Origin of the sequence: Klebsiella sp. CTHL.F3a (genome assembly GCF_019890895.1) — a bacterium.
Lineage (GTDB): Bacteria > Pseudomonadota > Gammaproteobacteria > Enterobacterales > Enterobacteriaceae > Klebsiella > Klebsiella grimontii.
Genome location: NZ_CP082360.1, coordinates 3869570 through 3892304 on the forward strand (window position 1 = coordinate 3869570; position 22735 = coordinate 3892304).

At 56.2% G+C, this 22735-nt stretch carries 17 protein-coding genes; 8 read left to right on the plus strand and 9 right to left on the minus strand.

The window, feature by feature from the left end; all coding sequences use genetic code 11:
- Positions 1-61: 61 nt before the first annotated feature.
- From K7H21_RS18165 to K7H21_RS18185, 5 genes are read left to right on the plus strand one after another with little or no spacing between them, the layout of a single operon-like run.
- The gene (locus K7H21_RS18165; RefSeq protein WP_004100672.1) at positions 62-337 is read left to right on the plus strand and encodes a PTS sugar transporter subunit IIB; all 276 of its coding nucleotides are present in this window, start codon (positions 62-64) and stop codon (positions 335-337) included.
- 17 nt (positions 338-354) lie between these two features.
- Positions 355-1620 (plus strand): PTS ascorbate transporter subunit IIC, encoded by a 1266-nt coding sequence (locus K7H21_RS18170; protein ID WP_004130928.1) that lies wholly within the window; start codon positions 355-357, stop codon positions 1618-1620.
- 12 nt (positions 1621-1632) lie between these two features.
- Positions 1633-2430: a transketolase gene (locus K7H21_RS18175; protein ID WP_154902250.1), complete on the plus strand. Its 798-nt coding sequence runs from the start codon at positions 1633-1635 to the stop codon at positions 2428-2430.
- The gene (locus K7H21_RS18180; protein WP_195729533.1) at positions 2430-3341 is read left to right on the plus strand and encodes a transketolase family protein; all 912 of its coding nucleotides are present in this window, start codon (positions 2430-2432) and stop codon (positions 3339-3341) included. The genes K7H21_RS18175 and K7H21_RS18180 overlap by 1 nt, the downstream gene beginning before the upstream one ends.
- 42 nt (positions 3342-3383) lie before the next feature.
- Positions 3384-3821 (plus strand): PTS sugar transporter subunit IIA, encoded by a 438-nt coding sequence (locus K7H21_RS18185; protein WP_004130923.1) that lies wholly within the window; start codon positions 3384-3386, stop codon positions 3819-3821.
- A 42-nt stretch (positions 3822-3863) separates the two neighbouring features.
- Here K7H21_RS18185 and K7H21_RS18190 read toward each other — a convergent pair whose 3' ends face one another.
- From K7H21_RS18190 to lrp, 9 genes are all read right to left on the minus strand, one after another.
- Positions 3864-5012: an MFS transporter gene (locus tag K7H21_RS18190; protein WP_049113364.1), complete on the minus strand. Its 1149-nt coding sequence runs from the start codon at positions 5010-5012 to the stop codon at positions 3864-3866.
- Between the two features lie 273 nt (positions 5013-5285).
- Entirely contained in the window at positions 5286-6149 is an 864-nt protein-coding gene (locus K7H21_RS18195; protein WP_223035270.1) for a dimethyl sulfoxide reductase anchor subunit family protein, read from the minus strand.
- A 1-nt stretch (position 6150) separates the two neighbouring features.
- Entirely contained in the window at positions 6151-6768 is a 618-nt protein-coding gene (locus tag K7H21_RS18200) for a DMSO/selenate family reductase complex B subunit (RefSeq protein WP_004130920.1), read from the minus strand.
- Positions 6769-6778: 10 nt separating this feature from the next.
- Entirely contained in the window at positions 6779-9217 is a 2439-nt protein-coding gene (gene dmsA, locus K7H21_RS18205; RefSeq protein ID WP_223035271.1) for a dimethylsulfoxide reductase subunit A, read from the minus strand.
- 200 nt (positions 9218-9417) lie between these two features.
- Positions 9418-10710, minus strand: coding sequence for a serine--tRNA ligase (serS, locus tag K7H21_RS18210; RefSeq protein WP_004130915.1), 1293 nt, complete (start codon positions 10708-10710; stop codon positions 9418-9420).
- A gap of 90 nt (positions 10711-10800) precedes the next feature.
- Positions 10801-12144 (minus strand): replication-associated recombination protein RarA, encoded by a 1344-nt coding sequence (rarA, locus tag K7H21_RS18215; RefSeq protein ID WP_004130913.1) that lies wholly within the window; start codon positions 12142-12144, stop codon positions 10801-10803.
- An 8-nt stretch (positions 12145-12152) separates the two neighbouring features.
- Entirely contained in the window at positions 12153-12764 is a 612-nt protein-coding gene (gene lolA / locus K7H21_RS18220) for an outer membrane lipoprotein periplasmic chaperone LolA (RefSeq protein WP_004130911.1), read from the minus strand.
- Positions 12765-12885: 121 nt separating this feature from the next.
- Entirely contained in the window at positions 12886-16995 is a 4110-nt protein-coding gene (ftsK, locus tag K7H21_RS18225; RefSeq protein WP_223035272.1) for a DNA translocase FtsK, read from the minus strand.
- Between the two features lie 135 nt (positions 16996-17130).
- Entirely contained in the window at positions 17131-17625 is a 495-nt protein-coding gene (lrp, locus tag K7H21_RS18230) for a leucine-responsive transcriptional regulator Lrp (RefSeq protein ID WP_002439523.1), read from the minus strand.
- Positions 17626-18156: 531 nt separating this feature from the next.
- On the opposite strand from lrp, the gene trxB reads away from it, so the two are divergent.
- The 3 genes from trxB (at position 18157) to cydC (ending at position 22728) form a co-directional block, all read left to right on the plus strand.
- The gene (gene trxB, locus K7H21_RS18235; RefSeq protein WP_004130907.1) at positions 18157-19125 is read left to right on the plus strand and encodes a thioredoxin-disulfide reductase; all 969 of its coding nucleotides are present in this window, start codon (positions 18157-18159) and stop codon (positions 19123-19125) included.
- 114 nt (positions 19126-19239) lie between these two features.
- Positions 19240-21006 (plus strand): heme ABC transporter permease/ATP-binding protein CydD, encoded by a 1767-nt coding sequence (cydD, locus tag K7H21_RS18240; RefSeq protein WP_142467773.1) that lies wholly within the window; start codon positions 19240-19242, stop codon positions 21004-21006.
- Entirely contained in the window at positions 21007-22728 is a 1722-nt protein-coding gene (cydC, locus tag K7H21_RS18245) for a heme ABC transporter ATP-binding protein/permease CydC (RefSeq protein ID WP_142467774.1), read from the plus strand.
- The last annotated feature ends 7 nt before the right edge of the window (positions 22729-22735 follow it).

A 22735-nucleotide genomic window follows, 5' to 3' on the forward strand; every position in this document is an offset into this window, starting at 1 on the left:
ATAATTATTATCTCACACAAATAAATAAAAATAATTATTTTTACACACAGGAGAACATCGAATGAAAGGTCTCATAGTCTGTCGTACCGGTATGGGCAGCTCCTTAATGCTCAAAATCAAAGCCCAAAAAATCATCGACAAACACGGCTGGGATATCGAGCTGGAACATGACGTCCTCTCAGGCTTACGCACCTGGCGAGATATTGATTTTGTCATCACTATGCGCGATCTCACCGACGAAGTCGAAGCCGCCGGATTCAGAGCGGTCGGCATCACCGACCTGATGAACAGTGAAGAGATGGAGTCTGCGCTCACCGACATCGTTCAAAGCAACTAACCTCTCCCGGAGGCAATATGGATTTCCTCAGATTTATTGTATTCGACATTCTGGGCGTAACCCCACTTTTAGTTGGCTTTATTGCATTAATCGGCCTGTTAATCCAACGCAAGCCGATTGAAAAAGTCCTTTCCGGCACCTTCAAAACCATCGTCGGCTTTCTGGTTTTTGCCGGCGGCGCCGGTCTGGCGGTCACTTCCCTGGGTAACTTTCAGACCTTATTCAGCGATGGATTTGGCCTGAAGGGCGTCATGCCGCTGGCAGAAGCGCTAACCGGACTGGCGCAAACCAAATTCGCCATGTGCGTGTCGCTGATCATGGTGATTGGTTTTGGCTGGAACCTGTTTTTTGCCCGCGTGACGCCGTTTAAATACATCTTTCTTACCGGGCAACATAATCTTTATCTCTCCGCGCTGCTTACCGTAACGCTGAAGGCGCTGGGCTACAGCGACATGACGACCATCATTGTCGGCTCCATACTGCTGGGTCTCGCCGCCTGCCTCTATCCGGCTATTGCGCAGCCGTGGATGCGAAAAATTACCGGTAACGATGAGATCGCGATGGGGCATTACGTCACCCTGGCCTACGCCGCATCCGGCTGGATCGGCTCAAAAGTCGGCGACCCTAAACAGTCTACCGAAAAGCTGAATCTCCCCGGCTGGCTGGGGATCTTTAAAGACTACATCGTCTCGGTGTCGATCTCGGTAAGCATTTTCTATTACATCGCCGCGCTCGCCGCCGGGAAAGCCGCGGTCACCGCTGCGGCCGGCGGGATGCACTGGCTGGTTTACCCGCTCTTTCAGTCGCTGACCTTTACCGCCTCGCTGTACATCATTATTACCGGCGTACGCCTGCTGCTGTCAGAAATTGTTCCGGCCTTCCTTGGCATCTCGGAAAAGTTTATCCCTAACGCCAAACCCGCGCTCGATTGTCCGGTGGTATTTCCCTACGCCCCGACCGCCACGGTGCTGGGGTTTATCTCTTCGTTTATCGGCGGGCTGGTGGTGATGGGCTTTCTGGCGATCCTTGGCCAGACCGTGATTATCCCGGTAGCCATCCCCTACTTCTTCATTGGTGCGACCGCAGCGGTGTTTGGCAATGCCTCCGGCGGCTGGAAAGGCGCGATTGCCGGGAGCTTCATCACCGGGATCCTGATTGGCATCGGCCCGGCGCTGATTTACCCGATTATGGAATCCGTCGGTCTTTCAGGCACCAGCTTCCCGGAAACCGACTTCGTCGCTCTGGGTCTGGTCGTGTACTACATCGGTAAAATGCTGCCCTAAGAAGGAATGAACATGAACATTGATGAACTGAAATCCCACGCGCTTGCCGCCCGCCGCGAGATCGTCACCATGATTTACGAGTCCGGAATTGGTCATCCGGGCGGGGCGTTATCGATAATCGACATTCTAACCTGGCTCTATTACCAGGAAGTCGATCTGGCCGCCTCCCCCCGCTCGCGCGTGGTGATGAGTAAAGGCCACGCTGTCGCCGCGCAGTACGCCATGCTGTATCAAAAAGGGAAGATCGATCGTAGCGAGTTCTCTACGTTCCGGCAGATCAACTCGCGCCTGCAGGGGCACCCGAGCATTAAGTCACTGCCGGAAGTCGATGCGACAACCGGACTGTTGGGTCAGGGGCTGTCGATTGCTTTTGGTATGGCGGCCGCCAAAAGGCGGCGCAACGATCCGCACCGGGTATTTGCCATCGTGGGCGATGGTGAAATGCATGAAGGCCAAATCTGGGAGACGCTACAGCAGGCCGGGCATATGAAAATGGATAACCTGGTCGCCATCATCGATTACAACGGCTTCTCTTCCCACGATCCGGTCAATGAAGTCGTTAACCTTGAGCCGCTGGCGGACAAAATCCGCAGCTTTGGCTGGCATGTACTGGAACTGCACAACGGCAATGATATGCATCAGGTTGCCGATACCCTGATGCTATCCCGCCACCTGAAAGGTAAACCTGTCGCCATCGTAGCGCGCACCACCAAAGGTTCCGGCGTCAGCTATATGGAAAACAACGGCGACTGGCACTCAAAAACCCCGAGTAAAGAACAATTTCAGCAGGCAATGGAGGAGTTACAGTGATGAAAGCGCCCCGTGATGAGATCGGTAATGCCCTGATTGACCTTAAAGAAAAAGGCTATCCCGTCGTTGTCATCGACAGCGATTTAGCCAGCTCTACCCGTACCGACCAGTTTCAGGCCGTCTATCCTGAGGCCTTTTTCGAAATGGGCATTGCGGAAGGTTCCGCCATGAGCTTCGCGGTCGGCCAGGCACTAGAGGGCTTTATGCCCTTCTACGTCAACTTTGCCATGTTCGTAACCGGTACCGCCTGGACCCAGCTGCGGCAGGCGTGCTATGCCAAAGCCAATATTAAACTCGTCGGTAGCCACCCCGGTATGGACGATGGCCCGGATGGCGCTTCACACCATGCGCTGGAGGATTTAGCGCTGACCCGCATCCTTCCGGGGTTAACCGTCCTGACCCCGGCAGATGCGGAAGAAATCGCCGAAGCCTTTGAGCAAGCGGCCAAAATAAAGGGACCCGTTTATATTCGCGTGGCGCGCGAGCCGATGCCGATTCGCGATAAAAGCGTCGTTCCGCGGGTCAGCGATATCGCCGCCATCGCCGATAGCGGCGCCGATTTCGCGATTCTGTTTGAAGGGACGGTGCTGGAGCAGGCTACCGATGGCTATGAAAAGCTGCTTGCCAGTGGCAAAAAGGGCAAGCTTATCCACGTTGCAACCCTCAAGCCCTTTAACGAGCAGGCATTTTATCAGCTGGTTGAAGGCTGCCCGCTTATCGCTACGCTTGAAAATCACACGGTAAACGGCGGTCTCGGCGGACTGATCGCGGAAACCCTGGCGCAGAAGGCGCATCCGGCCCGCCTCACTCGGTTGGGAACGCCGGACACATTTACCGAGTCGGGTAATAGCAGGCAGCTAAAAGCGAAATACGGCATCTCAGGAGAAGCGTTATTTGCCGCTCTACGCTAACCACCAGGCGAGCCGGTCAGCTCGCGCGTAAAGGGAATATATATGGAAGAGACGCTATTTTCCGCCTGTCAGTTCTCCAGCGACAGCCTGAACTGGCGCAGCGCCGTTCAGCTCGCCTGTCGACCGCTTGAGCAGCAGGGAAAAATCACCGGAGGCTATGCCAGGGCTATTATCAGCGCCACGGAGCAGGATGGTCCCTGGTATATATTGAGCCCGGGGTTTGCGCTACCGCACGCGCGTCCGGAAGCCGGAGTGCTGAGCAGAAACAGCGCGCTTTCGCTGCTTTGCTGTCGCGAGGCCGTTGATTTTCCGGAGCATCCCGGCATTCGGCTGATAGTCGTACTGGCGGCGGCTGATAGCGAACAGCATATCCAGACTATCCAGCGGTTAGTCTGCTGGCTGGATGAGGGGGAGAGACTACGGCGATTCACCGAGATCCACAATCAGGCCCAGTTTGAAGCGCTTCTCGCTTCGCATTAATCGATAGCCAGGGACATCTCTCCTGGCTATTTTCGACCAAAATCAGGCGTGAGCCACCGGCGTAGGATGATGCCCCGCTTTACGCAGCAGCGTCAGCAGGTAGATGAAGGACACGCTGGCTATCATGATAAACAGCAGATTGTCAGAGAAATTCTGCATCAGCATCGCGGTCAGCGTTGGCCCAAGCAGGCTGCCCACGGTATAGCTCATTAACAGCGCCTGGTTCATCGCCACCAGCTGATGGCGCTCCACTTTTTCGCACGCCCAGGCCATAGCGACCGGATAGAGCGTGAAGCCGGAAGCGCCCAGCACGAATAGCGCAGGAGCCATTGCGGCCTGGCTTAACATCGCCAGACAGCCGAGAATTACCACAAACACCTGAACGCGCAGAACCAGCAGGCGGCCGTAGCGATCGGCGAGCCGACCAATCGGCCACTGCCCAACGATGCCTGCGCTCACCATCACCGCCATCCAGAAGCCGATGCCGGAATCGCTGACGCCCTGGTGGTTAAGCCACAGCGGCATCAGGCCATACAGCGAACCGAGCACGATACCGGAAATAATGCAGCCATTGACCCCGTGACGGGCCTGACGCAGCCTTAACATTGGCCAGATACGCGCCGGTTCGTGCGGCTCATCGCCCTGAGTCGTCACGCGAGCAAACAGCAGCGGCAGAATGGCCGCCAGAGCCAGCGCCGTCACCCACGGCAGGACGCTCATCAAATCAGTCGGCAGTTTGCTGACCATTAACTGGCCCAGCACCGTGCCAACGTAATAAATCATCATATACGCCGCCAGCAGGCGACCGCGGCTCCGCGAAGTGCCGCTACAGACCAGCGCGCTCTCCACCACCACCCAAATCATCGCGCAGCCGACGCCCGCAATAAAGCGCCAGCTGAACCAGCTCCAGAAGCCAAGCGTAATGCCGAGACCAACGCAGCCCACGGCAAAAATAATGGATGCCAGATAATAGCTGCGATTAAAACCCAGACGCTTAATCACCCATCCGGCGAGCAATGTCCCCACCAGATTACCGGTGAAGTAGGACGACCCTACCATTCCGACCTGCCAGGTCGGCATATTTTCATGGGCGAGCCAAAGCGGGACGAGCGTATTTAAAACCGCTATCGCCAGGGTCAACAAAAGCAGGCCACAGAGCAACATTTGCACTGGCCGGGTGTAGATGGTCATGGATATAAACCGTGATGGAGTTCAGATTTCGTGCGCATCATGCCACTGCTGTAAACATTGTCAATCCACCTGAAATCAGGCGTGACGCGGTTTGCGGGCGTACGATAGAAGTTTTTTATCCAGCGGATCGACAACAGAATAGTTGTTTATATTATTCCATTGTTTTTATTAATTTATTAGGAAAATGAGGTGGGAGTATCGGTAGAAATATTTCATGAATCGACAGCACTTTTTATCGCGCCAGAAAGCATTATTCTGGCGCGATAAAGGGCGTTAGCTGGCGATTGCCATCCCTACGGTCATATGCAGGCCGTAGAAGACGCCGCGGCCGATCATCTCGCCAACCAGTATCAACACAAAAGCCAGCACCAGCATCGGCAATGCGGGCTGATAGCCTTTGAGCTGCGGGGCGATCCAGCAGACCAGCGCCAACGCCAGCGCAACCAGACGCCAGGCCATTAGCGCGCCGTAGTCCGGCACCAGCGCGGAAGCTTGCTGGATGGAGCTATGAATTGTCGCTAGCTCGCTTCCCTGCATTAGCGCTACGATCGCACTAATCACCAGCGCCAGCAGGGTCACCGCCGGCAACAGGCGCATAGCCCATCCGGTAACGTCCGCAACGCGCAGCAGCAGATACCCCAGCAGCGGACCGCCGATAAACATCGTCAAGAAGAAACTCAACGGCGTCCAGACCGTATACCAGGTGGGGACCGTATCAATAGTGTTATAGACGCGGACCATCATCCAGACAAAGATAACCCCCAGCACCATGGTAATAACCAGCCAGAGATGACGCAGTCCCGCCGGTAGCTTATTGAGCGCCGCCAGAAGCCAGCCAATACCTCCGATAGCAAAGAAAAGCGCCCCGCTGGCGATTTCATTACTGAGCGACGAGGCCCCTACTCGATTGAGCGAGTTAAACGCGCGCATTGGCGACCCAAGATGCAGGGTGGAGGCAATAAAGCCTACGCCCATCAGCACCCACAGGCCAAACATACTCACCACCACGCGCTGCTGCTGTTCACGCGATAAGTCGCCTTTCATGAGCGCCAGAACCAGTACAATAAAGCCGCCCACTACACACTGACCAAAGACCGTGAAAATAATCAGCGGCCATTCATGCCATCCACTCCCCATCTCACACCTCCTTCGGGTTAGCCAGATAGCCGGTGGTATCTCCACACGGACGGCTGTTGGCGTTAGGTTTAATCACAATACTTGGTTTAGTGAAGTGGGCCGAAGGCAGCGGCGCAACGGCAGCCAGCTGTCCGTGTTTTTTACGCAACTCTTCAATCGGGCCAAAATCAAGCGCGCGGAGCGGACAGGACTCTACGCAAATCGGCTTTTTGCCATCGGCTACGCGCTCGTGGCAGCCGTCGCATTTGGTCATATGACCTTTTGTCGCATTGTACTGCGGCGCGCCGTACGGGCAGGCCATATGGCAATAGCGACAGCCGATACATACCTCTTCATCCACGACCACAAAGCCATCTTCACGTTTATGCATCGCCCCGCTCGGGCAAACTTTGGTGCAGGCCGGATCCTCACAATGGTTGCAGGCGATAGAGAGGTAATAGGCAAACACGTTCTGCTGCCAGACGCCGTTATCTTCCTGCCAATCGCCGCCCGCGTATTCATAGATACGACGGAAACTCACCTCCGGCGTGAGGTTTTTGTAGTCTTTGCATGCCAGTTCGCAGGTTTTGCAACCGGTGCAACGGGCGGAATCAATAAAAAATCCATATTGAGTTGTCATCGGTTACTCCTTACAGCTTTTCAACCTGGACGAGGTTGGTATGCGATGGATTACCTTTCGCCAGCGGCGATGGGCGTTGGGTGGTCAGCACGTTAATGCTGCCAGCCTGATCCACGCGACCGGCGTCCGGGTTATACCAGGCCCCCTCACCCAGCGCGACCACGCCCGGTATCATCCGCGGGGTCACTTTGGCTTCGATATGCACTTCACCGCGATCGTTAAAAATGCGGATCCGATCGCCATTGGCGATACCGCGTTTCTGTGCATCAAGTGGGTTGATCCACATCTCCTGACGGCATGCGGCTTTCAGCACGTCAACGTTGCCGTAGGTGGAGTGAGTACGGGCTTTGTAGTGAAAGCCGGTCAGCTGCAGCGGATATTTTTTAGCCAGCGGATCGTCATAATTTTCAAACCCAGGGCTGTAGATCGGCAGCGGGTCGATAACATCCTCTTCTTTCAGCTCCCAGGTCCCTGCGATTTCCGCCAGCTGCGCAGAGTAAATTTCAATTTTCCCTGACGGCGTCGTTAACGGATTGGCGGCGGGATCTTCGCGGAAAGCCTTATAGGCAACGTGGTGGCCTTCCGGATCGCGCTGTTTGAAGATCCCCTGCTTGCGGAATTCATCAAACGGCAGTAGCGCCGGGATCGCTTTACGGGATTGCTCATAGAGGTGACGCAGCCACTCTTCCTGAGTGCGGCCTTCGGTGAAGCGTTGCTCAACGCCCATGCGCTTCGCCAGCTCCGTCGTCATCTCATAGATGGTTTTGCACTCAAAACGTGGTTTGATGGCCTGGTCGGCAAAAATCACGTAGGACATGTTGCCGCAGGAGGCATCGAGGGCAAAATCCATCTGCTCCGAAGCCGTACAGTCCGGCAGCAGAATATCGGCATATTTCGCAGACGAGGTCATATGGCAATCAATGACCACAATCATCTCGCACTTCTTGTCATCCTGGAGGATGTCATGGGTACGGTTGATTTCTGAATGTTGGTTGATCAGGCAGTTACCGGCATAGTTCCAGACCATTTTGATGGGGACGTCAAGCTTATCTTTGCCGCGCACGCCGTCGCGCAGTGCGGTCATTTCCGCTCCGCGCTCAATCGCATCGGTCCACATAAACATGGAAATACTGGTTTCAACCGGGTTATCCAGCGTCGGCATGCGCTCAAACGGCAGCGAGTAAGAGCCTTCACGCGCGCCGGTATTCCCGCCGTTGATCCCGACGTTGCCGGTTAAGATCGCCAGCATGGAGATCGCGCGGGAAACCAGCTCGCCGTTGGCATGGCGCTGCGGACCCCATCCCTGAGAAATAAAGGCAGGTTTAGCGCTGGCGATTTCGCGCGCCAGCTGCACGATACGCGCCTGGGGAATGCCGGTAATCGTCGACGCCCACTCTGGGGTCTTCGCGATACCGTCTTTGCCCTGGCCGAGAATATACGCCTTATAGTGGCCATTGGCTGGCGCGCCTTCCGGCAGCGTTTTCTCGTCGTAGCCTACGCAGTACTTGTCGAGGAAAGGCTGGTCAACGAGGTCTTCGGTAATCATCACCCACGCCAGCGCGGAGACCAGCGCGGCGTCGGTTCCCGGGCGAATAGGGATCCACTCGTCTTCGCGTCCGGCACCAGTGTCGGTATAGCGTGGATCGATAATAATCAGCCTGGCGTTGGATTTCTCCCGCGCCTGCTCCAGGTAATAGGTTACCCCACCGCCGCTCATCCGGGTTTCCCCGGGGTTGTTGCCAAACAGCACCACCAGCTTGCTGTTTTCGATATCCGACGGGCTATTGCCATCGGCCCAGCCGCCGTAGGTGTAGTTCAGGCCAGCGGCGATTTGCGCTGTAGAGTAGTCGCCATAATGGTTGAGATAGCCGCCGCAGCAGTTCATCAGGCGGGCAATCAGAGTTTTTCCCGGTGGCCATGAGCGAGTCAAAGTTCCGCCGAGGGTACCCGTTCCATAGTTCAGATAGATGGACTCATTGCCGTACTCTTTTATCAGGCGCTGCATATTGCTGGCGATAGTATCGAACGCTTCTTCCCAGCTGATTTTCTCGAATTTGCCCTCGCCGCGTTTGCCTACGCGCTTCATCGGATATTTCAGGCGGTCCGGGTTGTAGACGCGTCGACGCATCGAGCGGCCGCGCAGACAGGCGCGAACCTGATGCAGGCCGTCGTAGCTATCATCGCCGGTATTATCTGTTTCTACATATTTGATCTCACCATCGACAACATGCATCCGCAGCGGACAGCGGCTACCGCAGTTAACCGTACAGGCGCTCCAGGTAACGGTTTCGCTGGCGGGAATCAGGCTATCCGCAGCGTAGGCAATGCGCGTGAAGGGTAAGGTAAAAGCGCTGCTGGCCATTGCCAGCCCGCCAATCGCCGTGGTTTTCATTAAACCACGCCGGCTCACCTCGGCAGCCAGTAAAGCATCGGGGGTTTTGGTTTTCATAGATACTCGCTTTGGTTGCTCACAATTAACTCAAACCCGCTATATAGTTTGATATATAGCGAAATTAGACTTTATTAGTTTTTTATGCTGGTTAATCCAAAGGGAGTATCTGCGTAATCGAGAAGTCGATTATTGCCCGGTATCAAGAAGGGGGTAAAAAAAAAGCGCCCGCAGGCGCTTTTGAGAAAAGAGTCGAAAAATCAGCCGATAAACTCAAGGCCGCGCATATATGGGCGTAGGACTTCCGGGATCGCAATGCGACCATCCGCCTGCTGATAGTTTTCCATCACCGCGACCAGCGTACGACCAACCGCCAGGCCAGAACCGTTCAGCGTGTGTACGAGGCGAGTTTTCTTGTCAGACTTGCTTCGGCAGCGCGCCTGCATACGACGCGCCTGGAAATCCCAAACGTTAGAGCAGGAAGAGATCTCACGATAGGTATCCTGCGCCGGTACCCACACTTCAAGATCGTAGGTTTTGCATGCGCTGAAGCCCATATCGCCCGTGCACAGAGCCACTTTACGATACGGCAGACCCAGCAGCTGCAGCACTTTCTCGGCGTGGCCAGTCATCTCTTCCAGCGCCGCCATGGAATCTTCCGGACGTACAATCTGCACCATTTCGACTTTGTCGAACTGGTGCATACGGATCAACCCGCGGGTATCGCGGCCATAGGATCCGGCTTCAGAGCGGAAGCACGGCGTATGCGCGGTCATTTTGATCGGCAGATCGTCTTCATCAATGATTTCATCGCGCACCAGGTTGGTCAGCGGAACTTCCGCCGTCGGGATCAGCGCGTAGTTGCTGCTGTCGGCTTCTTCTTCAAGCGGACGGGTATGGAACAGGTCGCCGGCGAATTTAGGCAGTTGGCCGGTACCGTACAGCGTGTCCTGGTTAACCAGATACGGGACGTAGTTTTCGCTGTAGCCGTGCTGTTCGGTATGCAGATCCAGCATAAACTGCGCCAGCGCGCGGTGCAGACGTGCCAGCTGGCCCTTCATGACCACAAAACGAGAACCGGTCAGCTTCACGGCGGCGGCAAAATCCAGCCCTCCGTGCATTTCGCCCAGCGTCACGTGATCGCGAACGTCAAAATCAAACTCGCGCGGCGTACCCCAGCGACTGACTTCAACGTTGTCATTTTCGTCGCGGCCGGCCGGAACGTCATCGTGCGGAATGTTAGGGATGGTCAGCGCGATATCGCGGATTTCAGCCAGCAGCGCGTCCAACTCGGTCTTAGCGGCATCAAGCTGCTCGCCGAGTTTGTTCACTTCCAGGCGTAATGGCTCAATATCTTCCCCGCGCGCTTTCGCCTGGCCAATGGATTTCGATCGGGAGTTACGCTCCGCCTGCAGGTTTTCAGTTTGAACCTGCAGAACTTTACGACGCTCTTCCAGAGCGCGAAGTTTATCTACATCCAGCTTAAAGCCCCGGCGTGCCAGTTTTTCTGCGACTGCGTCTGGCTCGGTACGCAGCAGATTGGGATCGAGCATGCTTATCCTGTGCTTATCGAATTAATAAAGAAAAATGGCCGCAGAGCGCGACCACGGAAATAGTGTGACAACCTTACCGCAACGCCTCAATTATCGGTAGCGTTTTATCGGGCTATTTTGATCCTGTTCGGTTAACCAGGCGAGCTTTTCGCCTATTTTGCCCTCCAGCCCCCGGTTTGTCGGCTTATAATAGCGCGTTTGCGCCATTTCCTGCGGGAAGTACTGCTCTCCGGCGGCATAGGCATTCGGTTCATCATGGGCATAGCGATACTCCTGCCCGTAGCCCATCTCCTTCATTAACTTCGTTGGGGCATTGCGTAAATGTACCGGAACGTCGTAATCGGGCCGTTCGCGGGCATCGGCCATCGCCGCTTTAAACGCGGTATAGACCGCGTTGCTTTTCGGCGCGCAGGCAAGATAAACAATGGCCTGAGCAATCGCTCGCTCGCCTTCCGCCGGTCCGACCCGGGTAAAGCAGTCCCAGGCGGAGATCGCAACCTGCATCGCGCGCGGATCGGCATTGCCGACATCTTCCGACGCAATCGCCAGACAACGGCGCGCTACGTAGAGCGGATCGCCGCCGGCGGTAATAATCCGCGCGTACCAGTAAAGGGCGGCGTCCGGGGCGCTGCCGCGAACCGATTTGTGCAGGGCGGAGATTAAATCGTAAAAGCGATCGCCTTTGTTGTCGAAACGCGCGCTGCGTTCACCGGCAATTTCAGTCAGCAGTTCAACTTTCAGCACGCGATTGCCGGAGGCCTCGGCCTCGGCCATATCGGCCATCATTTCCAGGGTATTCAGCGCCCGGCGCGCATCGCCGTTGACAAGGTCGGCGATGGCCTTACGCGTCTCGTCCGGCAGAACGATATTTTGCCCGCCGTAGCCGCGCGTTTTATCGCTCATCGCCTGGTTGAGCACCTGCTCGATATCATCGCTGGTCAGCGACTTCAGCAGATAGACGCGCGCGCGGGATAACAGCGCGGAATTGAGTTCAAAGGAGGGGTTTTCCGTCGTCGCGCCGATAAAGGTGATGGTTCCGTCTTCAATATGCGGCAGAAAGGCATCCTGCTGGCTTTTATTGAAACGGTGCACTTCGTCGACAAACAGAATTGTGCGGCGACCCGCGTTGCGGTTTTGTCGCGCGCGTTCAATGGCCTCGCGGATCTCTTTAACACCGGAGGTCACCGCTGAAATACGTTCAACGTCGGCGCTGGCATAGCGCGCAATCACCTCAGCCAGCGTGGTTTTCCCCGTCCCTGGCGGCCCCCAAAGGATCATGGAGTGCAGATGACCGGCTTCAATCGCCCGCGGTAAGGGTTTACCCGGCGCCAGCAGATGCTGCTGACCAATGTATTGCGCTAAATTTTCTGGCCGCATGCGTGCGGCCAGGGGTTGAAACGCGTTGTCGGAAAAATCGAGCGACAGATTGCTCACGTTCGCCTCTACTTACGTTGATCGTCCACCGTAACCCCTTGCGGCGGCGTAAAGGTGAACTTAGATGCATCCACGGCACCATTTTGTTGCGACTTCAGTTGATAGCTGCTGCGTTGATCGTCCTGCTCCACGGCGCTGAACTGATGAATCGTGCCGTCACGACCCACGTTAATGGTGAACTGCTTCAGATTGCCGCTACCGTTTTTCGGCGTCAGAACAAAATCATCGCCGTTCTGCTTAATGTTGTAGTTCTGCCAGTCGCTGGCCTGGTTGCGGGCAATCAGCATAAACGGCGTGTTGCTGGTCGCATCTTTCAGCCAGGTGGCGGTAGCCTGCTCAACAAAGGGGTTGTAGAACCACAGCGTTTTGCCATCGGAAACCAGCACGCTTTCATCCGGCTGGGTCATATGCCAGTTGAACAAATTTGGTCGCTTGACCCACAGGTCTCCCTGCCCGTCCTGCACGGCGTTGCCGCTGCCGTCCGTCACTTTCTGCGTAAAGCTGGAGTGGAAGCTGCTCACTTTATCAAGGCGGCTTTTTAAATCGCTGGCGGCGTCCGCCCATACCTGGCTGACGACAAAACTGGACAGTAATGCACAGGTGATTGCGAGTTTTTTCATTGTTATTCCTTAATGTGCGTCACTCCCGACGCGGGAGCCTAATCTGCTGCTAATGTAGAACGGCCAACGGCGGTAAAACAGCAGAACAGGCTGATTTTCACTTATTTACCCAACTTTGCGGTTACTCAAAAGGCGGCGGAGCCAGCACTTCACGGTTACCGTTATGACCCTGCTCGCTCACGATACCCTGAGCTTCCATTTGCTCAATAATACGCGCGGCGCGGTTATAACCAATACGGAACTGACGCTGCACCCCGGATATGGAGGCCTTGCGTTTCTCCGTCACAAAGTTGACGGCCTGATCGAACAGCGGATCGAGCTCTTCACCACCTTCATAGCCACCACCGCCGCCTTCGCTTTCGCTATCGGAGGTGATGCCATCAACATACTGCGGACGCCCGCGCGCCTTCCAGTCCTGGACGACAGCGTGAACTTCCTCGTCACGTACAAAAGCGCCGTGCACGCGCACCGGGATCGTCGAGTTAGGCGCGGAGTAGAGCATATCGCCCATCCCCAGCAGAGACTCCGCACCGCCCTGGTCAAGGATGGTCCGCGAGTCAATTTTACTCGATACGGTAAAGGCGATACGCGTCGGGATGTTGGCTTTAATCAGGCCGGTGATAACGTCAACCGACGGTCGCTGGGTCGCCAGCACCAGGTGGATACCTGCAGCGCGCGCTTTCTGCGCCAGACGCGCAATCAGCTCTTCCACTTTCTTGCCGACGGTCATCATCAGGTCGGCAAATTCGTCGACCAGCACCACGATATAAGGCTCTTTTTTCAGTACCGGATGCGTCGCATCCATACTGTCGCCGGGCTTCCAGTAAGGATCCGGAATGGGTCGTCCCATCCGCGCGGCTTCGGCAATCTTCTCGTTATAACCTGCGAGATTACGTACGCCTAGCGCGGACATGAGTTTATATCGGCGCTCCATCTCGTTAACGCTCCAGCGCAAAGCGTTGGCCGCATCTTTCATATCCGTCACAACTTCCGTCAACAGATGCGGTATTCCCTCATAGACCGACAGCTCGAGCATTTTCGGGTCAATCATGATGAACTTCACATCTTCCGGCTGCGCTTTGTAAAGCATGCTCAGGATCATGGCGTTGACCCCAACAGACTTACCGGAACCGGTAGTACCCGCCACCAGCAGGTGCGGCATCTTCGCCAGATCGGCGGTGACAGGTTCGCCCGCGATGTCTTTACCGAGGACCACCGTGAGCGGTGAAGGATTATCGCGGAATTTGGCATTATCCAGCACTTCGCGCAGGTAAACGGTCTGGCGCTTTTTGTTAGGCAACTCCAGGCCAACGTAAGGTTTACCCGGAATAACTTCCACCACACGGACCGCCGCCGTGGACAGTGAGCGCGCCAGATCGCGCGACAGGTTGGAAATCCGCGCCGCTTTTACCCCTGGAGCCAGGTTTAGCTCAAAGCGGGTGATGACCGGGCCTGGTGAGTAGTTCACCACGTCGGCTTTAATGCGGAAATCGGCCAGACGAGCTTCAACCAAACGCGCCATTTGCTCAAGGGCGAAGGTATCGATCGGCTCAACTTCAGCCGGTGGCGGCGTGAGCAGGTCAAGCGAGGGCAGCAGCGTCGTCGGCTTCTGTAACGGGCGACTGTCGCCATTGCGCATCAGTAGCGGGTGAATGAGACTTTCCTGCGGCTGCGGGATCGGCTGCTGCGGAGCCTGCTGCTGCGGATAGCTGCCAGGAGCCTGCTGCGGCATCGGCTGATGGTGAACAGGCTGCTGCTGTACGGATTGATAAGCCTGCTGCTGCGTATATTGCGGCGGCTGAGGCATCTGCGGGTGCGGCATCGGCTGCTGTACGGGCTGCGAATGCTGGGCAGGCTGCTGATACTGCGGGGCAGGCTGCTGTACTTCCGGCAACGGCGTGAAGACAGGCTCGCTCGGCGTATCATCAACTAACGTTTTCATTGGTGAGAATTCATAATCCGCCGCAGAGAACGGATGCGATCCCGGCGGCTGCTCGCTGGCGTAGCGCTGCTGCTGGGAAGCGGCAAACTGACGAGCAAGTTCGGCTTCAGCGGCAGAATCCTCGTCTACATCATCCTCTTCCGCAGCGTAGCTATCGCCATAGCGCTGATTTTGCGCAGCCGCGAACTGACGCGCCAGCTCACCCTGCTCAAGCTCTGCTACTTCCTCGTCCGTCAGCGCATCGTCATCATAGTGCTGATGCTCTGCCTGACGCGCACGTTCTTCAGCCAACCGTTGCGAAGGCAGCTTAATGCCATAGGAAGCCAGCTCACGGCGCGTGGGCACACGAACGCGGTTTGGACGCGGCAATTTCGGGCCTATGCCCTCTTTTACCTGCGCTCGCGGACCGCCCGACGCCGGGCTAAACAGCGGCGCGGCGCTGGATGCGGCAGATGCCGCAGCGGCGCTAGCAGAGGCCGCCCCGGTGGCCTGATGGACGCCAGACGCCAGCGCGCTCACCGCGGCAACATCAGCCGCCGGAGCAGGCGGAGGCGAGATCGGTTTTGTCGCAACCGGACTGACCGGCTCCGGAATCGGCTGATACCATGCGGCAAGCTGCTCGCGTTCACGCGCGCGTTTCTCTTCCACTTCTTCGAAGTAGTACATCGGCGGACGCTGAGGCTTCACCTCCTCTTGCGGAGGCTCAGGCTCAATGGAGGCGGCGTAAGGCTCAGGCTGCTGTACCGGGGCCTGTTCCGGCTGGTACGCGTGCTGCGGCGGGTAAGCCGGTTCAGGCTGATAAGCAGGCTGCTCAACAGGAGCCTGCTCCGGCTGATAGGCATGCTGCGGCGGGTAAGCCGGTTCAGGCTGATAAGCGGGCTGCTGAACAGGAACCTGCTCCGGCTGATAGGCATGCTGCGGCGGGTAAGCAGGTTCGGGCTGATAAGCAGGCTGCTGAACAGGAGCCTGCGCCGGCTGATAGGCATGCTGCGGCGGGTAAGCCGGTTCGGGCTGATAAGCGGGCTGCTGAGCAGGCGCCTGCTCCGGCTGATAGGCATGCTGTGGGTGGTAAACCGGTTCAGGCTGATACGCTGGCTGCTGTGCCGGGGCCTGTTCCGGCTGGTACACATGCTGCGGCGGGTAAGCCGGTGCTGGCTGATATGCTGGCTGCTGTACCGGGGCCTGTTCCTGATGATAGGCTGGCGGAGCCTCATACCCTGGCCGCGGTTCAGACCATGCCTGCGGCGCAGCGGTATCCTGCGCGGCCAAAGCCACCGGATCGGCAATGCTATGACCGTTTAACAGAGGATCGTAGGGGTCAAAATCGCCGGGACGTGCCGCACTGACGCCGGAGAACAGAACATCATCAGCATTTGCCGGACGCGCTGCGCTGGAGCCAGAAAAAAGCACATCGTCAGCGGCAACAGGCGCACCGCCGGCGCTGTACTGGACCTCGTCTTCGGCGTCATCCATCCGTTTACCCGAGAATAGCGCCGCATCGGTCTTACGCCCCATCGGATTAGAGAACTTCTCAGCCAGACGCTGGCGGCGAGCTAAGGCGCTGCGTAAAATCCGCGCGCGTCGAGAACCCTGCGGCTTCGCAGGTTCATCATCTTCATATTCTTCTTCATCTTCTTCATATTCCCCTTCATCGACCCAGGTGTCGTCACGACGGGTACGGTTACTGGCGAAAGTGAGAATAGAAAGGATCGCGCCGCCGAGTTTTTCAGCAATGCTAACCCAGGACCAGCCGGTAAACAGCGTCAGTCCTGCGGCCCAGATACAGAGCAGCGCAATTGTGCCGCCGCTGCTGTGCAGCAGCGGTTGCAGGGTAGTACTCAGTAAGCTGCCGATCACCCCGCCCGAAGCGAAGTACCAAATATCATCCGCGTTAATCGCCGCCAGACCGCAGGACGTGAGGATCAGCGCCAGCGCGCCAATCAAACGCAGCGAGACGGCGAAATAGTCGATGTACTCGTCGTTTTCCTGATGACGCCAGGCAAACCAACAGCCACCGATAATGATGACCGGAATGGTATAGGCCATTACGCCAAAAATAAAAAATAGCGTATCGGCGAGCCATGCTCCCGGCGTCCCACCTATATTGTGAATAGGCTCATGCCACGCCGTTTGTGACCAGCTAGGATCCGAGGGATTAAAGCTGAGTAAGGCCGCCATCAACCAAATGGCAAAAAGGGAGCAAAGAATGAGTAACGCCTCAAGGAGTCGGCGCCCGCTACTTAGCTTTGTGAATTTGACTTCTTTGTCTTCGGTGTATTCCTGGCTCAAGAAAGGCTCTCCAGGTATCAGGCTGTTTCCTGCCTTCGGCTAAAACGGACAACAGTGCCGGGTCTCCCCGGCACTGTTGCTGTATGGATTAACAGGAGTGTAATCAAACTACATCGATTTTGCACCTGTTCCGTGTTAGCGCGTCTTGATTACCAGACGATTACTTTGCTTGACTTCTTCCATCACCACATAGGTACGGGTGTCATTTACGCCCGGCAGGCGCAGCAAGGTCTCGCCCAGTAATTTACGATACGCTGACATATCCGGTACGCGGGTTTTCAACAGGTAATCGAAATCCCCGGAAACAAGATGACACTCTTGAATTTCTTCAAGTTTTTGCACAGCGGAGTTAAATTGCTCAAACACATCCGGCGCGCCACGATTCAGAGTAATCTCAACAAATACCAGAAGTGATGCATCCAGATAGTGCGGGTTGAGCAGCGCTGTATAGCCCTGAATAAAACCCTGTCTTTCCAGTCGACGCACGCGCTCAAGGCAAGGCGTCGGAGAAAGTCCCACCCGTTTAGAAAGCTCGACGTTGGAAATACGCCCGTCTTTTTGCAATTCATTCAAAATATTACGATCAATGCGGTCGAGATCTTTGCCAGGGCGCTTCTTGCTATCTACCATTATTATTGTCTCTCTGTATTCCTTCCCTACTCCTGTTCCGACTCTGAGCCTTCACTGCCAGAGTCCATCCTGTTATCACCCGTACGACATTGGGTAACCCAGGGGTACGTGAGAAGCCCGTTGCCTGACGGCAGCCACCGACATCACGCATGGCGTCTGTCCACACCATGCGTAGATTTCGCTAACCCGGATAAAAATGGCATTTGCGTGCATGAAAATTCGCCACACGCGAAACACTGCTTTTCTTCTTCCATGAATGTTTTCGCAAAAGCACAGGGGATTGTCAAAGCAAAACATCGATTTTTAGTACAAGATGCCAGATATTCATTATCCTCCCCGGTTGATTCTCATGTTTTCCTCTTATAATTGTCTCGCTAACAGTAGAATTAGTTATATTCTTCGTTCGTTAAATCGCCAATTAATCGGCATCTTCTATTGCACATATCGTTAACAAAACCGCCACGCTCTTTTTTTACGCCAACAAATTCCCTACAATCCAGCTCATGTATGCCAATAAATTATGAGGATCTCATGGGCACGGCCAAACACAGTAAACTGCTTATTCTTGGTTCTGGACCTGCGGGATACACCGCTGCGGTCTACGCAGCGCGCGCAAATCTGCAGCCGGTACTGATTACCGGAATGGAAAAAGGCGGTCAGCTGACCACCACCACTGAAGTGGAAAACTGGCCAGGCGATCCTAACGATCTGACCGGACCGCTGCTGATGGAACGCATGCACGAACATGCCACCAAGTTTGAAACCGAAATTATTTTCGATCATATCAACAGCGTCGACTTGCAAAACCGTCCGTTCCGCCTGATGGGCGACAGCGGTGAATACACCTGCGATGCCCTGATTATCGCTACCGGCGCATCAGCGCGCTATCTGGGTCTGCCATCGGAAGACGCGTTTAAGGGCCGCGGCGTTTCTGCCTGCGCGACCTGCGACGGTTTCTTCTATCGTAACCAGAAGGTCGCGGTGATCGGCGGCGGCAATACGGCTGTTGAAGAGGCGCTGTACCTGTCTAACATCGCTTCCGAAGTTCATTTGATCCACCGTCGTGATGGCTTCCGCGCGGAAAAAATCCTTATCAAACGCCTGATGGACAAAGTGGAGAGCGGCAATATCGTGCTGCACACCCACCGTACGTTGGAAGAAGTGACCGGCGACCAGATGGGTGTAAGCGGCTTGCGTCTGCGCGATACGCAAAATGCTGACAACGTGGAATCCCTCGAAGTTGCGGGGCTATTCGTGGCAATCGGCCACAGCCCGAATACGGCAATTTTCGCCGGTCAGTTGGAGCTGGAAAACGGCTACATTAAAGTTCAGTCTGGCATCCACGGCAACGCCACCCAGACCAGCATCCCGGGCGTTTTCGCCGCTGGCGACGTGATGGATCATATCTATCGTCAGGCGATTACTTCTGCCGGCACAGGCTGCATGGCTGCGCTGGATGCAGAGCGTTATCTGGATGGTTTAGCCGACGCTTGCAAATAATCTTTACAAGTCAGTAACAAAGGTAAAGAAGGCGACGAAAAGTCGCCTTTATTTTTGCCCCGTTGTAACATTGCCGTGCCCAAAAAACTCATAACTACACCTGCTAAGCGCGCAATGAATAAAACCCGTCAACAAGAGTTAACCCGTTGGTTAAAAGATCAAAGCATTATCTCCCGTCGCTGGTTGATGATTTCCCGAGTATTGGGCGTCGTTAGCGGCCTGTTGATCGTTGCTCAGGCCTGGTTCCTGGCGAGGATCCTTCACCGCATGATTATGGAAAATATCCCCGCGACGGCGCTGCTGCTGCCCTTTACGCTACTGGTGCTGGTCTTCGTACTTCGCGCCTGGGTGGTCTGGCTGCGTGAAAAAGTGGGGTTTCAGGCAGGTCAACATATCCGACTGGAGATCCGCCGTCAGGTTCTGGATCGCTTACAGCAAGCGGGGCCGGCCTGGATACAGGGGAAACCCGCCGGTAGCTGGGCCACGCTGATCCTTGAGCAGATCGACGATATGCATGATTACTATGCTCGCTATTTGCCGCAGATGACGCTGGCGGCCTCTATCCCTTTGCTGATTGTCATCACTATTTTCCCGGTCAACTGGGCTGCAGCGCTTATTCTGCTGGGCACCGCCCCGCTTATTCCGCTGTTTATGGCGCTGGTTGGGATGGGTGCGGCCGATGCCAACCGACGCAACTTTCTCGCTCTGGCGCGGTTGAGCGGCCATTTTCTCGATCGCCTGCGCGGTATGGAAACGCTGCGAATTTTTCATCGCGGTGAAGCAGAGACCGACAACATACGCGAAGCCTCTCAAGATTTCCGCCAGCGGACCATGGAAGTACTGCGCCTGGCGTTTCTCTCCTCCGGGGTACTGGAATTTTTCACCTCGCTCTCTATTGCGCTGGTCGCCGTTTACTTTGGCTTCTCCTATTTGGGAGAGCTCAACTTTGGCCATTACGGCGCCGGGGTGACGTTGATGTCCGGTTTCCTCGCCCTGATTCTGGCCCCCGAGTTTTTCCAGCCGCTGCGCGATTTAGGCACCTTTTATCATGCTAAAGCACAGGCTATTGGCGCCGCTGATAGCCTGAAGACCTTTATGGAAACGCCGCTGGCGCAGGCAGAGCGTGGGGAAAAGGCATTAAGCGATGACGTAATGGTAAGCCTTGAAGCTCGCGACCTGCTGATTAAATCTCCCGAAGGAAAAGTGCTGGCCGGACCGCTGAGTTTTTCCTTACGCGCTGGGGAACGTGTGGTGCTGGTTGGACAAAGCGGCTCGGGCAAGAGCTCGCTGCTGAATACGTTAACCGGTTTTCTTCCCTATGATGGCTCTCTCAGGGTCAATGGCGTTGAGTTAAAGAGCCTGGACGCCGACCGCTGGCGCCGTCTCCTGAGTTGGGTTGGGCAAAATCCGCAATTGCCCGCGGCGACGCTGCGCGAAAATGTCCTGCTCTCTTGCCCTGATGCTACCGAATCCCAACTGCAGCTTGCGCTGGATAAAGCCTGGGTCAGCGAGTTCCTCACCCTTCTGCCGCAGGGTATTAATACGCCTGTTGGCGATCAGGCCGGTCATCTGTCGGTCGGGCAGGCCCAGCGCGTCGCCGTCGCCCGCGCGCTGCTGGTGCCCTGTCGTCTGCTGCTATTGGACGAACCAGCGGCCAGCCTTGACGCGCATAGCGAACAGCGGGTGATGCAGGCGCTGACCAATGCGTCAACACAGCAAGCCACGCTGATGGTTACCCACCAGTTGGAAGGCCTGGCGAACTGGGATGCCGTCTGGGTTATGCAGGATGGTCAAATTGTTGAGCAAGGCAGTTATTCGCAGCTGGCGGCCGCAGGCGGTCCTTTCGCGACCCTACTCGCCCATCGTCAGGAGGAGATTTAAATGCGCGCATTGTGGCCTTACCTGGCGCTCTACAAACGACATAAATGGCTGTTGCTGCTCGGTATCGTGTTGGCGATCGTGACGCTGCTGGCCAGTATTGGCCTATTAACGCTGTCGGGCTGGTTCCTGTCGGCATCCGCCGTGGTTGGCGTAGCGGGCATCTACAGCTTTAACTATATGCTGCCGGCCGCCGGCGTACGCGGCGCGGCGATTATTCGCACCGCAGGCCGCTACTTTGAGCGTCTGGTCAGTCATGACGCCACCTTCCGCGTCCTGCAGCACCTGCGGGTCTTTACCTTTAGCAAGCTGCTGCCGCTCTCCCCCGCCGGACTGGCGCGTTTTCGACAGGGCGAGCTGCTCAACCGGGTGGTTGCCGATGTCGATACCCTGGATCATCTCTATCTACGCGTTATATCGCCGCTAGTAGGGGCGCTGGTGGTGATCCTGGTCGTCACCGTGGGACTGAGCGTGCTGGACGTCACGCTGGCCCTGACCCTCGGCGGTATTATGCTGCTCACCCTGCTGGTGATGCCGCCGCTGTTCTATCGCGCCGGCAAACCCGCTGGTGAAAGCATGACCCGGCTTCGCGGACAGTATCGCCAGCAGTTAACCTCATGGCTGCAGGGACAGGCGGAGCTCATGCTGTTCAACGCCAGCGATCGCTACCGGCGGCAAATGGAAAAAACAGAAGCGCATTGGCTGGATGCGCAGCGTCGCCAGGCGGAACTGACCGCGCTCTCTCAGGCGCTGATGCTGCTGATTGGCGGTATTGCGGTTATCGCAATGCTGTGGCTCGCCTCCGCGGGCGTTGGCGGCGATACTCAGCCAGGGGCGCTGATTGCGCTGTTTGTCTTTTGCGCGCTGGCGGCGTTCGAAGCGCTGGCGCCGGTTACTGGCGCATTTCAGCATCTGGGGCAGGTGATCGCTTCCGCAAAACGCATCACGCAAATCACCGAGCAAGAGCCGGAAGTCTGCTTCGCTCAGGGCAAAGACCAGAAGCTGGATCGCGTCTCGTTGAGCTTAAATCAGGTTACCTTCAGCTATCCTCAGCAGCCCTCCCCTGCGCTGGAAAATATTTCATTGCAGGTCAAGGCCGGGGAACATATCGCCATTCTGGGGCGCACAGGCTGCGGTAAATCAACCCTGTTGCAGCTGCTGACCCGGGCATGGGATCCGGCGGAAGGCGAAATATTACTCAACGATCAGCCGCTGGCGCAGCTAAACGAAGCAACGCTGCGTCAGGCGATGAGCGTCGTGCCGCAGCGAGTGCACCTGTTCAGCGCCACATTGCGCGATAACCTGCTGCTGGCTTCCCCCAACGCCAGCGATGCCCGGCTTGCCGAAACGCTTGAGCGCGTCGGTTTAGCGAAATTACTGGACGATAGCAGCCTGAATAGCTGGCTGGGCGAAGGCGGCCGTCAGCTCTCCGGCGGCGAACTGCGCAGACTGGCTATCGCCCGCGCCCTGCTTCACGACGCCCCGCTCATGCTGCTTGATGAGCCTACTGAAGGCCTCGATGCGACGACCGAAAGCCAAATCCTTGATTTACTCGCAGAAGTGATGCGTGAAAAAACCGTATTAATGGTGACCCATCGTCTGCGTGGACTGGCGCGTTTTAATCAGATAATAGTCATGGACAACGGGAAGATTATTGAGCAAGGTAGTCACGCAGAACTGCTGGCTGAACAGGGGCGTTACTACCAGTTTAAGCAGCGTCTGTAGGCTACTA